At 60.5% G+C, this 13,260-nt stretch carries 14 protein-coding genes; 6 read left to right on the top strand and 8 right to left on the bottom strand.

Annotated elements, in window-relative coordinates; genetic code table 11:
* Positions 1–218 precede the first annotated feature (218 nt).
* The 6 genes from CER19_RS11040 to rplU form a co-directional block, all read right to left on the bottom strand.
* Positions 219–701, bottom strand: coding sequence for a glutathione peroxidase (locus tag CER19_RS11040; protein ID WP_116666444.1), 483 nt, complete (start codon positions 699–701; stop codon positions 219–221).
* Between the two features lie 102 nt (positions 702–803).
* Positions 804–1,268, bottom strand: a complete 465-nt coding sequence (locus CER19_RS11035) for a CreA family protein (RefSeq protein ID WP_032879534.1) — start codon at positions 1,266–1,268, stop codon at positions 804–806.
* Positions 1,269–1,284: 16 nt separating this feature from the next.
* Entirely contained in the window at positions 1,285–2,403 is a 1,119-nt protein-coding gene (proB, locus tag CER19_RS11030; RefSeq protein ID WP_116666443.1) for a glutamate 5-kinase, read from the bottom strand.
* Between the two features lie 109 nt (positions 2,404–2,512).
* On the bottom strand, positions 2,513–3,736 hold the full coding sequence (gene cgtA, locus CER19_RS11025; protein ID WP_003194084.1) for an Obg family GTPase CgtA: 1,224 nt from the start codon (positions 3,734–3,736) through the stop codon (positions 2,513–2,515).
* 192 nt (positions 3,737–3,928) lie between these two features.
* Complete coding sequence (gene rpmA / locus CER19_RS11020) at positions 3,929–4,186, bottom strand: 50S ribosomal protein L27 (protein WP_003176049.1); 258 nt, start codon at positions 4,184–4,186, stop codon at positions 3,929–3,931.
* Between the two features lie 34 nt (positions 4,187–4,220).
* The gene (gene rplU / locus CER19_RS11015; protein ID WP_007950961.1) at positions 4,221–4,535 is read right to left on the bottom strand and encodes a 50S ribosomal protein L21; all 315 of its coding nucleotides are present in this window, start codon (positions 4,533–4,535) and stop codon (positions 4,221–4,223) included.
* Positions 4,536–4,774: 239 nt separating this feature from the next.
* Between rplU and CER19_RS11010 the strand changes: the two genes are divergently transcribed.
* From CER19_RS11010 to CER19_RS11000, 3 genes are all read left to right on the top strand, one after another.
* Complete coding sequence (locus CER19_RS11010) at positions 4,775–5,743, top strand: polyprenyl synthetase family protein (protein WP_014719891.1); 969 nt, start codon at positions 4,775–4,777, stop codon at positions 5,741–5,743.
* A 170-nt stretch (positions 5,744–5,913) separates the two neighbouring features.
* On the top strand, positions 5,914–6,255 hold the full coding sequence (locus CER19_RS11005) for a zinc ribbon domain-containing protein YjdM (protein ID WP_034115956.1): 342 nt from the start codon (positions 5,914–5,916) through the stop codon (positions 6,253–6,255).
* A 160-nt stretch (positions 6,256–6,415) separates the two neighbouring features.
* Positions 6,416–6,673, top strand: a complete 258-nt coding sequence (locus tag CER19_RS11000; RefSeq protein ID WP_003194088.1) for a hypothetical protein — start codon at positions 6,416–6,418, stop codon at positions 6,671–6,673.
* Positions 6,674–6,800: 127 nt separating this feature from the next.
* Here the strand turns inward: CER19_RS11000 and CER19_RS10995 are convergent, their stop codons facing one another.
* Positions 6,801–7,418, bottom strand: a complete 618-nt coding sequence (locus tag CER19_RS10995) for an FKBP-type peptidyl-prolyl cis-trans isomerase (RefSeq protein WP_116666442.1) — start codon at positions 7,416–7,418, stop codon at positions 6,801–6,803.
* A gap of 105 nt (positions 7,419–7,523) precedes the next feature.
* Positions 7,524–8,747 (bottom strand): OprD family porin, encoded by a 1,224-nt coding sequence (locus CER19_RS10990; protein WP_371921544.1) that lies wholly within the window; start codon positions 8,745–8,747, stop codon positions 7,524–7,526.
* Between the two features lie 183 nt (positions 8,748–8,930).
* Between CER19_RS10990 and CER19_RS10985 the strand changes: the two genes are divergently transcribed.
* The 3 genes from CER19_RS10985 (at position 8,931) to CER19_RS10975 (ending at position 13,211) form a co-directional block, all read left to right on the top strand.
* Complete coding sequence (locus CER19_RS10985; RefSeq protein ID WP_116666440.1) at positions 8,931–9,827, top strand: LysR family transcriptional regulator; 897 nt, start codon at positions 8,931–8,933, stop codon at positions 9,825–9,827.
* Positions 9,828–9,934: 107 nt separating this feature from the next.
* On the top strand, positions 9,935–11,362 hold the full coding sequence (locus CER19_RS10980) for a YfcC family protein (RefSeq protein ID WP_116666439.1): 1,428 nt from the start codon (positions 9,935–9,937) through the stop codon (positions 11,360–11,362).
* A 19-nt stretch (positions 11,363–11,381) separates the two neighbouring features.
* Positions 11,382–13,211, top strand: a complete 1,830-nt coding sequence (locus CER19_RS10975) for a CocE/NonD family hydrolase (protein ID WP_116666438.1) — start codon at positions 11,382–11,384, stop codon at positions 13,209–13,211.
* Positions 13,212–13,260: the final 49 nt, after the last annotated feature.

Raw genomic sequence — 13,260 nt, 5'->3', positions numbered from 1 at the left:
TCATCGGTGTAGTTACGGCGAGTGGATGGATACATGGCAACCTCCAAGAGAACGATTTAAGTATCGCTTCTTGGCGTCCGTTGTCACGGGACAGGCCCACCGAATACCTGTAGGAGCGAGCTTGCTCGCGAGGAACCTGAGGACGCCGCGTATTTCCGGAAGCACGCGTCATCATTGGCGATTTTCGCGAGCAAGCTCGCTCCTACAGTGGCTCGGAGTCAGCTGAGGGCTTTTTCGATGGCCTGGATGATGGAGGGATCTTCGGGCGGCGTACGTGGTGAGAAGCGCGCAAGGACGCGGCCATCTTTACCCAACAGGAATTTCTCGAAGTTCCAGGTGATATCCCCGGGGAATTCAGCGCCCTCGCCCGCCAGCAAACGGTACAACTGATGCCGATCAGGGCCGTTGACCTCGATCTTGCTGCCCAGTGGAAAAGTCACGCCGTAATTCAGGCTACAGAACTGCTGAATCTGCTCCTCGGTGCCCGGCTCCTGGCCTGCAAACTGGTTGCATGGCAAGCCGAGCACTGTGAACCCCTGGTCCTTGTACTGCTGGTAGAGGCTCTCCAACGCCGCGTATTGCGGGGTCAAACCACACTTGGACGCCACATTGACCACCAGCACGACTTGGCCCTTGAAAGGCGCCAGCGGTAGCGCTTGTCCGTCCAAGGCTTTGAGTTTCAGATCGTGGAAAGCACTCATGACGAACTCCAGATATCCCATGTTCTTTGCATTGCAGCCCTTCGGAGCTTACAACCGGCAAAGCTGCAATCATAGACGCCGGTGACGAAACTCGCCTGCCGGTTACTGAGCGGTCGGCCAGGGCAAAATCGGAATCGCCGTCACCGCATTCTGCGGGCTGCCTTCGATCAGGCGGTCGCTGTAGACCAGATACACCAGGGTGTTGCGCTTCTTGTCGAGGAAACGCACGACCTGCATGGTCTTGAACACCAGCGAGGTGCGCTCCTTGAACACTTCGTCGCCGTCCTTGAGCTCACCCTTGAAGTGGATAGGGCCCACCTGGCGGCAAGCGATCGAGGCCTCGGCACGGTCTTCGGCCAGGCCCAGCCCGCCCTTTACCCCGCCAGTCTTGGCGCGGGACAAGTAGCACGTCACGCCATCGACCTTGGGGTCGTCAAACGCTTCGACCACAATCCGGTCGTTAGGGCCGACAAACTTGAACACCGTCGAGACCTGGGCGATTTCTTCGGCCGAGGCCAGCAGTGGCATGAGCAATAACAGGCCGAGTAATCCCTTCATTACACGCATCGGGTATTCCTTTCGTTTAAACCAGGATGAGGTTGTCGCGGTGCACCAGTTCCGGTTCCGCCATGTAACCCAAGAGTCCGACAATCGCGTCAGACGATTGTCCAATAATCTTCTGTGCTTCAAGGGCGCTGTAGTTGGCCAGGCCACGGGCAATCTCACGACCGTCCGGCGCGACGCACACCACCATCTCACCACGGCGGAAGCTGCCCTGCACCAGCTTGACGCCCACCGGCAGCAAGCTCTTGTTGCCTTGGGACAACGCCGACACCGCGCCCTCGTCCAGCACCAGGGTGCCACGGGTTTGCAGATGCCCGGCCAACCACTGCTTGCGCGCCGCCAGCATGCCGCGTTCCGGTGATAGCAGCGTACCGATGCGCTCACCGGCCTTGAGGCGATCCAGCACACGCTCCAGGCGCCCACCAACGATGATGGTATGGGCACCGGAACGCGCAGCCAGGCGAGCGGCGCGCAGTTTGGTCTGCATACCGCCACGGCCCAGGGCACCGCCGACACTGCCGGCGACCGCATCCAGTGCCGGGTCATCGGCGCGGGCTTCGTAGATAAGCTGGGCATCGGGGTTGTTGCGCGGGTCGGCGTCGAACATGCCATCGCGGTCGGTGAGGATCACCAACAGGTCGGCCTCTACCAGGTTGGCCACCAGGGCGGCCAGGGTGTCGTTGTCACCGAAGCGGATTTCGTCGGTGACAACGGTGTCGTTCTCGTTGATGACCGGGATGACCTTGAGCTCCACCAGCGCGCGCAAGGTGCTGCGAGCGTTGAGGTAGCGCTTGCGGTCGGACAGGTCGTCGTGGGTCAACAGCACCTGCGCCGTGTGGCGGCCGTGCTCGGCAAAGCTGGATTCCCAGGCTTGCACCAGGCCCATCTGGCCGATGGCAGCGGCGGCTTGCAGTTCGTGCATCGCGCTGGGTCGCGCGGTCCAGCCGAGGCGGCTCATCCCGGCGGCAACCGCTCCGGACGACACCAGCACCAACTCAACGCCTGCTTCATGCAAGGCCACCATCTGCTCGACCCAGACGCTCATGGCTGCGCGATCCAGACCTTTGCCATCCGCCGTCAACAGCGCACTGCCGATTTTCACGACCCAGCGCTGCGCACCTGTCACTTTGCTCCGCATCATCTTCAACCTTAGAGTGAGGGCCGCGCGACCCAGCGCTGCCCATAACGTTATACCCGGATACCAAAACGCCGCTCCAGGGAGCGGCGTTCAAGTTTATCGCAACGGATCAGTCACGCACGTAAATGATTTCCGGACCGTCTTCATCATCCACGTCTTCTTCGTCCCAATCATCGTCGCCGATGTCGTGGACCGACTTCACGCCGCTGCGGCGCAGGGCGCGCTGGTCGTCCAGGGCCTGCAACTGGGCACGGGCCTCGTCTTCGATCTGCTGGTCGAGTTCGGCGAGTTCGGCCTTGTACACCGGGTCGGCCGCCAGGCGGTCGGCACGGTCTTCCAGGTAACGCATGATGTCGCGGGTCAGGCGCTCGGTGCCTTCTTTGGCGATGGCCGAGATGACATAAACCGGACCTTCCCACTCCAGGCGATCAACGATCTCCTTGACGCGCTCTTCGTGCTCTTCTTCAAGGATCTGGTCGCACTTGTTCAGTACCAACCAGCGATCGCGCTCGGCCAGGGCCGGGCTGAACTTGGTCAGCTCGCTGACGATCACTTCGGCGGCATCGGCGGCACTGGTGTCATCCAGCGGCGCCATGTCGACGAGGTGAAGCAGCAAACGGGTGCGGGACAAGTGCTTGAGGAAGCGGATACCCAGGCCCGCGCCGTCGGAAGCGCCTTCGATCAAGCCAGGAATGTCGGCAACCACGAAGCTTTTCCAGCGGTCGACACTGACCACGCCCAGGTTTGGCACCAGGGTAGTGAACGGGTAGTCGGCAACTTTCGGCTTGGCGGCCGATACCGAGCGGATGAAGGTACTTTTACCCGCGTTCGGCAGGCCCAGCAGGCCCACGTCCGCCAGTACTTTCATTTCCAGCTTCAGGTCGCGCTGCTCGCCCGGCTTGCCCGGCGTGGTCTGGCGCGGTGCACGGTTGGTACTGGACTTGAATCGGGTGTTACCCAGACCGTGCCAGCCACCCTGCACAACCATCAGTTTCTGGCCGGCCTTGGTCAGGTCGCCAATCACTTCCTGGGTCGCGGAGTCGATGATCGTGGTGCCGACCGGTACGCGCAGTACCAGGTCTTCACCTTTTTTACCGGTGCAGTCGGTGCTGCCGCCGTTGGAGCCACGCTCGGCATCGAAATGCCGGGTGTAACGGTAGTCGACCAGAGTATTGAGGTTCTCGTCGGCCATCATGTAGATGGAACCACCGTCACCGCCGTCACCGCCGTTCGGGCCACCGTTTTCGATGAATTTTTCGCGACGGAAACTCATGCAACCGTTACCGCCGTCGCCTGCTTTTACTCGGATGGAAACTTCATCAACGAACTTCATAACAAAACGCCTCTCGCCGCGTGGACGAGCTTAAGAAACCAAGACATAAGACTCTTGCAAAAATGAGCGCAGCGACCTCAATCAGCGACCGCAAACCAGCGCCTGAGCTCATCACAGACAGCTTTGCAAGAGACTCACTCCACAAACGAAAAAGCCCCGTCGCAAGACAGGGCTTTCCCAGCGATCTCGCAATTAAGCTGCGACAACGCTCACGTAACGGCGGTTGAACGCGCCCTTTACTTCGAACTTGATCACGCCTTCGATTTTAGCGAAGAGGGTGTGATCTTTACCCATGCCAACACCGTAACCGGCGTGGAATTGGGTGCCGCGCTGACGCACGATGATGTTGCCCGGAATGATTTTCTGGCCGCCATACATCTTCACGCCAAGGCGTTTGGCTTCTGAGTCGCGACCGTTACGGGTACTACCACCAGCTTTTTTGTGTGCCATGAGTCAATTCTCCTAGTGAGGAATTAGGCTGAAATTAAGCCTGAATACCGGTGATTTTGATCTCGGTGTACCACTGGCGGTGGCCCATACGCTTCATGTGGTGCTTACGACGACGGAACTTGATGATGCGGACTTTATCGTGACGACCTTGGGAGATCACTTCAGCCACAACGGTAGCGCCAGCAACAACTGGAGCGCCGATGTTCACGTCATCGCCATTGGCGACCAACAGAACGCGATCAAAAGTAACGGATTCGCCAGTAGCGACTTCCAGTTTCTCGATCTTCAGGTATTCACCTGGGGCGACTTTGTATTGCTTGCCACCAGTAACAATTACTGCGTACGACATGGTATTTCTCCGATAATCCTGCTCACCCAGCGCTTTATAAGAAGAGGTATTGGCTGGCATGGCTGCATGGGATGGACGTCCCGAATGCAATTGCGTAAGGCAGGTGCTGCCCAGGAAGTTCAGGGTGCGCGATTGTACGCAAGCTATGGGAGGCTTGCAAGGGGCCGTCTATCGCGCCTTGACACCCGGGGGTCAGGGTCCTAGCATGCCGCGCAACCCTTCTGGAGCGACTGTCGCTGATGCAACCCCAAGCTTTCTACCGCGCGGTCGCGGACGATTTTAGCGCCGTCGACGGCATCATCAAGCAGCAGCTGACGTCAAAAGTGCCGCTGGTCTCCAAAATTGGCGACTACATTACGTCGGCGGGCGGCAAACGCCTGCGTCCTTTATTAGTGTTGCTGTGCGGCAAGGCCCTGGGCCGTCAAGGCGACGACCTGCGCCTGCTGGCTGCCACGATCGAATTCCTGCACACCGCCACCCTGCTGCATGACGACGTGGTCGACATGTCCGGCATGCGCCGTGGCCGCGAGACTGCAAACGCCATGTGGGGCAATGCGCCCAGCGTGTTGGTAGGCGACTTCCTGTATTCGCGCTCATTCGAAATGATGGTCGAGCTGGGCTCGATGCCCGTGATGAAGATTCTTTCACAGGCCACACGCATCATCGCCGAAGGCGAAGTGTTGCAGCTGTCCAAGGTCCGCGACGCCAGCACCACTGAAGAAACCTATATGGAAGTGATTCGCGGCAAAACCGCGATGCTCTTCGAAGCCTCTACCCACAGTGCCGCCGCGCTGTGTGGCGCCACCGCCGAACAGGCCGAGGCCCTGCGCACGTTCGGTGATCACCTGGGCGTGGCGTTCCAACTGGTGGATGACCTGCTCGACTACAAGGGCGACGCCGAAACCCTGGGCAAGAACGTCGGTGACGATCTGGCCGAGGGCAAGCCGACCTTGCCGTTGATCTACACCATGCGCGAAGGCACGCCGGAACAGGCCGCCCTGGTGCGCAAGGCGATTCAGAAAGGCGGAATCGAAGACCTGGAGGCCATCCGTGCCGCTGTGGAAGCCTCGGGTTCCCTGGAGTACACCGCGCAACTGGCGCGTGACTACGTGGCGCGGGCGATCACCTGCCTGCAAGCGCTGCCGGCCAGTGAATACCGGGATGCCCTGGTTGAACTGAGTGAGTTTGCGGTCGCCCGTACTCACTGATTCCGCGCTGTTTAATGTGGGAGCTGGCTTGCCTGCGATGACTGGAGTGAATTCACTGCCGCTATCGCAGGCAAGCCAGCTCCCACATTAGGACGAGTCCAACCCCACCCGCGCTTAAAACCCTATATAATGTGCGACTTTTAGCCATCCCTGACTTTCTAGGAGCTTTAGTGAGCACGTTGCCACCCTGCCCAAAATGCAATTCCGAATACACCTACGAAGACGGCGCCCAGCTGATCTGCCCGGAATGCGCCCATGAGTGGTCCGCCAATGGCGAGGCCGAAGTGGCCAGCGATGAAACAGTGAAGAAAGACTCTGTGGGTAATGTCCTGCAGGACGGCGACACCATCACCGTAATCAAGGACCTCAAGGTCAAAGGCACTTCCCTGGTGGTCAAGGTCGGCACCAAGGTCAAGAACATCCGCCTGTGCGACGGCGACCACGATATCGATTGCAAGATCGACGGTATCGGCCCGATGAAACTCAAGTCCGAGTTCGTGCGCAAAGTCTGATCCTGCTGCATTCCATCCCGCGCCCGCCGCGGGATGGCGTTTTGCCCTCTGCGTTGATCGAACGCAATACCCACACAGAAAAAAACAGAAACTGCCAATAGACGCTTGCTATTCTACGAATAAGAATTATTCTCATTGAAACTCATCAAGGAGAACGACCATGACTTATTTGATAGATGCCTGGCTGGACCGTCCACACCCTTACCTGCGAATCCTGCATCGGGAAACCGGTGAAGTCTGCGCGGTACTTGAAGAAGAAGCGCTGAACGAGCTGCAGGATCAGGGCGATCTGGACGTCAATGGCCTGAGTTCCAGTGAGCCTGGAGTGCTGAAGGAAGTGGTGAGGAATCTGTTTCTGTTCTGCTATGCGCGAGCGTTGCGCCCGGCGACGGAGCTCAATGGCAAGTTCCATCCATGAGAAACAACTGCCAATACTGTAGGAGCGAGCTTGCTCGCGAAGAACGTCAACGATAGCGCGTAAAGCCTGGTTTAACGCGGTGCCGTTGATATCTTCGCGAGCAAGCTCGCTCCTACAGGTACGGGTCTTACAGAACGTCGAGCAGCTCGACGTCGAATACCAGAACGCTGTGCGGCGGGATGCTGCCAACGCCTTGAGCGCCGTAAGCCAGTTCGCTCGGCACGTACAGGCGCCATTTGCTGCCGGCATTCATCAGTTGCAGCGCTTCGGTCCAGCCAGCGATCACGCCGCCAACCGGGAACTCTGCAGGCTGGCCGCGCTCGTAGGAGCTGTCGAACACAGTGCCGTCGATCAAGGTGCCGTGGTAGTGGGTACGCACTTGATCTTCACGGGTCGGCTTGGCGCCGGTGCCGGCAGTCAGCACTTCAAATTGCAGGCCGGAAGCCAGGGTGGTGATGCCATCACGCTTGGCGTTTTCAGACAGGAATGCCAGGCCGGCACCCGCGGCTGCTTCAGCCTTGGCAGCGGCTTCGGCTTGCATGATTTCGCGGATCACTTTGAAGCTGGCAGCCATTTGCTCTTGGTCAACACGGCTTGGCTTGCCTGCGAACGCGTCGGTCAGGCCGGCCAGGATCGCGTCCAGGCTGACGCCCGGTGGCGGGTTGTCGCGCAGTTGGTCGCCCAACTGACGGCCGATACCGTAGCTGACGCGGGTTTCGTCGGTGGACAGATTAACTTCGGACATGAAGAGGCTCCGCTGTAGGACAACACGGTTTCCCGCGCTGCCCAGAACTAAAAGGGCCCGCAGACTAGCACACAAGACCGGCACATGATCAGCCCCCCTCCCCGGCTACCAGAGCGCCAGGTCGTAAGTCAGGTACAGCCGGTAGTTGTCCCGGTCGCTGGCATAAGTCGAACGATAAGTAGCCTTGCGCAACTCCACACCCAGGCCTTTGAAAGTGCTGTCCTGGACCACATAGCGCAGATTCGTGTCGGACTCCCACTCCCGCGCCTCGCGCCCCTTGAACTCGCCGTTTTGCCCTTTGTAGTAGCGGGTCATGAAACTCAAGCCCGGCAGTACCGCCGCGAAGTCATAGTCGTAGCGCAGCATCCAGGTTTGCTCACCAGCCTGGATGAACTTGCCCACACCGGCGTTACTGAAGGAATACACGGTCGAGACGCTGGCATACGGCAGCGCGGTCTCGCCGCTGACCTTCTGATAGCCGACACCCAGCGCCTGCGGGCCCAGGCGGTAAGTGAACAGACCGCTGAACATGTCACTGTCGACCTCGCCGTTACGCGCCTCACCCGCGTCGTTACTAATGAAGTAGCGCAAGTCGCTGGTCAGTGTGCCGTTGCCCAGCGGCTGCTTATGCACCAGGCCGAAGAATTGCTGGCGATAGAATTCGCGCATTTCACCGTAGTACCAGGTGCCGCTGAGCTTCGGCGTAAAGGCATAGGTGGCGCCGGCAAAATCGAAGTCACTGCCCTTCTTGCCGCTGTAGCCTTGGGGATAAATGTCCACGCTGTCGGTGGAATTACGCAGCTTGAATTTGTCCAAGTGCCCGGCGTGCAGGTACAGGTCACGAATGCCACTGTATTCCACTTGAGTGCCCTGGAAGGTCTGCGGCAACAGGCGGCCATCGTTGTGTACCAGCAGCGGAATTTTCGGCAGCAACGTGCCGGTTTTCACCACTGCATCGCCCCAGCGCAGTTTGGCCGTGACGCCCAGGCTGGAAAACTCACTGGCCGCATGACCATCGTCGTGCACAGGCAACAAGCCCGTCCCGGCGTGCGTCGGGCTAGAGTCCAGACGCAGGCCCGCCAGCCCCAAGGCATCCAGGCCAAAACCCACGGTGCCCTCGGTATAACCTGACTGAAGGTTGAGCAGAAAGCCCTGGGCCCACTCCTTGCGGTCTTCACCACCGTCGCGGTAACCGTCGTTGAAGTAGAAGTTGCGCAAGGTCAACCGGCCGTGGGAATCCTCCCAAAAGCCCTGGGCCATCAAGGCCGGTGACAGGCTCGCCATCAGCCCCGCCGAGACCATTCTCCCCCTCGTGAAAAAATCACGCATAAACCCTCCCTCAATGCCATGTTGTGTTTTTTATGGGCAGTTGCACCGCGCGGCAGGCTGGACGGCATGTCGCGTTGGAGCGGACACTAACGGCTCGTCGACAGCCCCACAACGTTATGCGAGAAGCGCATCAGGCTATGCGTGAAGTACCGGCCGCCCTTCCCAACCGACAGGAAAAACACGGTGAATCTCAAGCAACTCGAAGCCTTCAAGGCGATCATGGCCACGGGCTCGACCATCGGCGCGGCGACGCGCATGGGCCTGTCGCAATCGGCGGTCAGCCGCCTGCTGAGCCAGTTGGAAGAGCACTTGGGTTTTGCCTTGTTCCTGCGCAAGAAGGGCCGCTTGATGGCGACGCCCGAAGCCGAGGAACTGCTCGCCGAAGTCGCCGGACTGGTGGATGGCATGCAACGAATCCAGCGCCTGGCCGACGAAATGCGCGTGGGCCGCTCACGCAAGAGCCTGCTCAAGGTCGGGGTGCCCACCAGCATGACCCAGGAGCTGTTGCCGCGCATCGTGGCGCAATTTCTCAAGGAGCATGACGACCTTGTCGTGGAACTGCTGACTGGCTCTTACGACATGATCGAACGCGCCGTGCTGGACCGTTCCGCCGACCTGGGTTTTGTACGCCTACCCACGGAACTCCCCGACTTCGATGTCGAGCCGGTGCTGCACACCGAAGGCGTCTGCGTGATGCCCGCCGACCATCCGCTGACCCGTCACGCCTGCATCCAAGTGCAGCACCTGCGCGATGTGCCGTTGGTGATGCTCGGCCGGCAACGGGCATTGCGGGCCGAGCTGAACCAGGTGTTTCGCGCCGCCAACCTCACACCGCAGGTGCGGGTCGAGGTGCACTCGGTCGGGGCAGCGTGCAGCTTCGTTGCCGAGGGCCTGGGGGTGTCGATCGTCAATGGTCTGCTGGCCAGCCACTTCCGGCATTTGCCCATCGTCACCCGCCCGTTTCGCCCCGCGCTGCCCTACGCATTCGGCCTGGCGTTTCGCGCCAATGAGCCGCGCTCGCAACTGGTACACGCGTTTGCCGAGCACCTCAAGCAGGGTCTGGCCGCACAAAACGCATAGCCCAACCCACCCCACGCATAACGTTGTCGTCGCGAAAACTTTGCCCTAGTGTCCGCCCCACACGTGTCACCCCTATAACAATAACGGCGCACGCCGGGGCCACTAGCATGAGCGAATCCCAGAGCATCCCTACCCAAGCAGCGGTGGGAAATACCACGCAACGCAAGCAGATCAATCCCGCCATCATCCTGCTGAGCATCGTCCTGCTCGCAGTGGCGTTTACCTACGCGGTGAACTCGGGCACGTTCCAGCGCCAGAATGGCCTGGTGATACCGGGCTCTTACCAGGTGCTGGAAAAACACGACTCCCTGGGCCAATTGTTCAGCCTGGAGCCGCGCAAAGCCGGCGACACCGTGGCCCGCCCGGTGTCCTTGGTGGAAGGTTTCATGGCCATTCCCCAGGGCATCGAGAAACGTGCGGCGCTGATTTTCATGGTGCTGTTCATCGGTGGCATGTTCGGGGTGCTGAACAAGGCCGGAGTGATCGACGCCGGGCTGGAACGCATGCTGGGGCTGACCCGGGGCAATATCTACGTGCTGGTGCCATGCCTGATGCTGGTGTTTTCCGCCGGCAGTACCTTCATGGGGCTGGCCAAGGAATTTATTCTCATCGTACCGTTGATGGTTGCCATGGCTAATCGGCTGGGGCTGTCGAACCTGATCGGGCTGGCCATCGTCACGATCTCGGTGAAGATCGGCTACCTGGCTTCTATTTCCAATCCCGTGGCGCTGTCCGTGGCGCAGCCGATGGTCGGGCTGCCGATCTTCAGTGGCCTGAGCATGCGTGTGCTCGCCTACTGCAGCTTCCTGCTGGTGGGCATTGCCTTCGTGCTGTGGAGTATTCGCAAGCACGGTTTCGATGCCACGGCGCAGATCACTTTCGAAAGTACACCGTTGCCCCTGCGCCATCTGATCAACCTGATCGTGCTGCTGACGGGCATCGCTTTCCTGGTCTACGCCTCCAACCGCTGGGGCTGGAAATACCATGAGCTGTCGGCGTTCTATCTGCTGCTGACGGTGGCCTTCAGCGTGATCGCCGGGCTCGGCGCCAGCGTTGCCGCCAGTGCCTTTGTCGATGGCATGAAGAAGGTGCTGATCGCTGGCGTGCTGATCGGTCTGGCTACCGCCGTGGAGATCATCCTCAGTACCGGCCAGGTCCTGGACACCATCGTCAACAGCCTGGCCAACCTGGTGGGCGACCATGGTCCGATCGTGTCGGCCTACGGCATGTTCTTCGCACAACTGGGGCTGGATGTGCTGATCCCATCCACCTCCGGCCAGGCGGCGGTAACCATGCCGATCTTCGGGCCCTTGGGTCAGTTGTCCGGCGTCAGCCCGCAGACCACGGTGTTCGCATTTCTGATGGGCAACGGCCTGACCAACATGATCACCCCCACCTCCAGCGGCCTGCTGGTGCTGTTGGCCACCGCCAATGTCGGTTGGGGCCAATGGGCGCGCTACATCCTGCCGCTGTTCCTGATCTACGCCGTGCTGGCGATGGTGTTGCTGGCCATTGCGGTGACGAGCGGGTACTGAATCGATGAGTGTTCTCCCCATGCATATTCTGCACAACCAAATGATCCGGATGCGTGACGGCATCCACCTGGCCACTGACATCTATGTGCCGGAGGACAGCAATGGGCCGTTTCCGGTGGTGATCGAGCGCACGCCCTACGACAAGAGCAAACCCTCCCGCTCGGAAAAACAGCTCGACGGCCAACACATCTCCCGTGAGCAAATGGCCGCACGGTTTACCGAGCAAGGCTTTGTCGCAATTTTCCAGGACTGCCGTGGCCGCTACGCCTCCGAAGGCACATTCACCAAATACACCGCCGAGGGCGAAGACGGTTTCGACACCCTGGCCTGGATCGTCCAACAGCCCTGGTGCAACGGCAAGATCGGCAGCATGGGCTTGTCTTATGCTGCCCACACACAACTGGCGATGGCTTGCCTGCACCCTCCGGGCCTGAGCAGTATGGTGCTCGACAGCGGCGGCTTCGCCAACGCCTACCATTGCGGGATTCGCCAAGGCGGCGCCTTCGAACTCAAGCAGGCCACCTGGGCCTTTCGCCAGGCCAAGGAAAGCCCTGCTGCCCTGGCCGACCCGTTGGTTCGTGAAGCGCTGGAACAGGAAGATATTTATCAGTGGTTCACGCGTATGCCATGGCAACCCGGGCAATCGCCCCTGCGCCATGTGCCGGAATATGAAGCCTATGTATTGGAGCAATGGGCTCAGGGCACCTTCGGTGAGTATTGGCAAAAGTCTGGCCTCTATGCCGAAGGTCACTACGCACAACTGCCCGATATCCCGGTGCTGTTCATGTCCAGTTGGTACGACGCCTACGTCAGTTCGACCCTGGCCAACTACCGCGCCTTCACACACCAAGGTACGGCCAGCCAACGACTGGTGATGGGCCCGTGGCTGCACGGCGACCGTAATATCAGCCACAGCGGCGATGTGGAATTCGGCCCGCAAGCCGCCTTTGACGGCCAGGTCGATCAGGATTGGCTCAGTTGCCGACTGGCCTGGTTCGAGCAATCCCTCAAGCCGTCGCCGCGAACCACAACGGCCAGCGTACAGGTGTTTCTGATGGGGGGCGGCAGCGGTAACCGCGACGAAAACGGGCGCCTGCACCATGGCGGCCGCTGGCTGCACACCACGCAATGGCCGCTGCCCGGCAGCCAAACACTGACCCTCTATCTGAATGCACACAGGCAGTTGAGCCGCACGGCACCTGTCGAGGCTGACGCCCACTTGAGTTACCGCGCCGACCCGGCCCACCCGGTCCCGACCATCGGCGGCGCGCTGACCTCCGGCGCCCCTGTGTTTGTTGGCGGGGCCTTCGACCAACGGGAGCGTCCCGACTTTTTCGGCACCCAAGGGGATAACCGCCCCCTGGCCCAGCGCGATGACGTGCTGGTGTTCCAGACCGAGCCTCTGGACGACGACCTGATCGTCGCCGGTGACGTGCAGATCGAGCTGTGGATCGACAGCGATGCACCCGACACCGACTTCACCGCCAAGCTGGTGGACGTGTACCCGCCCAGCGTCGACTACCCCGAGGGCTTTGCGATGAACATCACCGACGGCATCCGCCGCTGCCGTTATCGCGACTCATGGGAACAGCCGACGGCCCTGACGCCGGGTGAGCGAGTGAAAGTGCTGATCGAGCCTTTCGCCACCTGCAACCTGTTCAAGCGCGGCCATCGGTTGCGCCTGGACATCGCCAGCAGCAATTTCCCGCGCTTTGACGTCAACCCCAACAGCGGCGAGCCTTCAGGCCAGGCCAGCCACCCTCGGGTTGCCCACAATAATGTGCACCTGAGCCACGCCGCCGCCTCCTGCCTCAGGCTTACCGTGGTGCCCAACACGGCGGTGTCCTGAGCCCGCAGGGTCGCCATTGCCCAAAGGCGATGGCGACCCTTCGTCGCCC

The sequence above is a fragment of the Pseudomonas sp. GL93 genome (assembly GCF_003408955.1).
Classification (GTDB): Bacteria; Pseudomonadota; Gammaproteobacteria; order Pseudomonadales; family Pseudomonadaceae; genus Aquipseudomonas; species Aquipseudomonas paracarnis.
The sequence above is the reverse complement of the archived record's forward strand: the minus strand, read 5'-3'. Positions and strand labels throughout refer to the sequence as shown.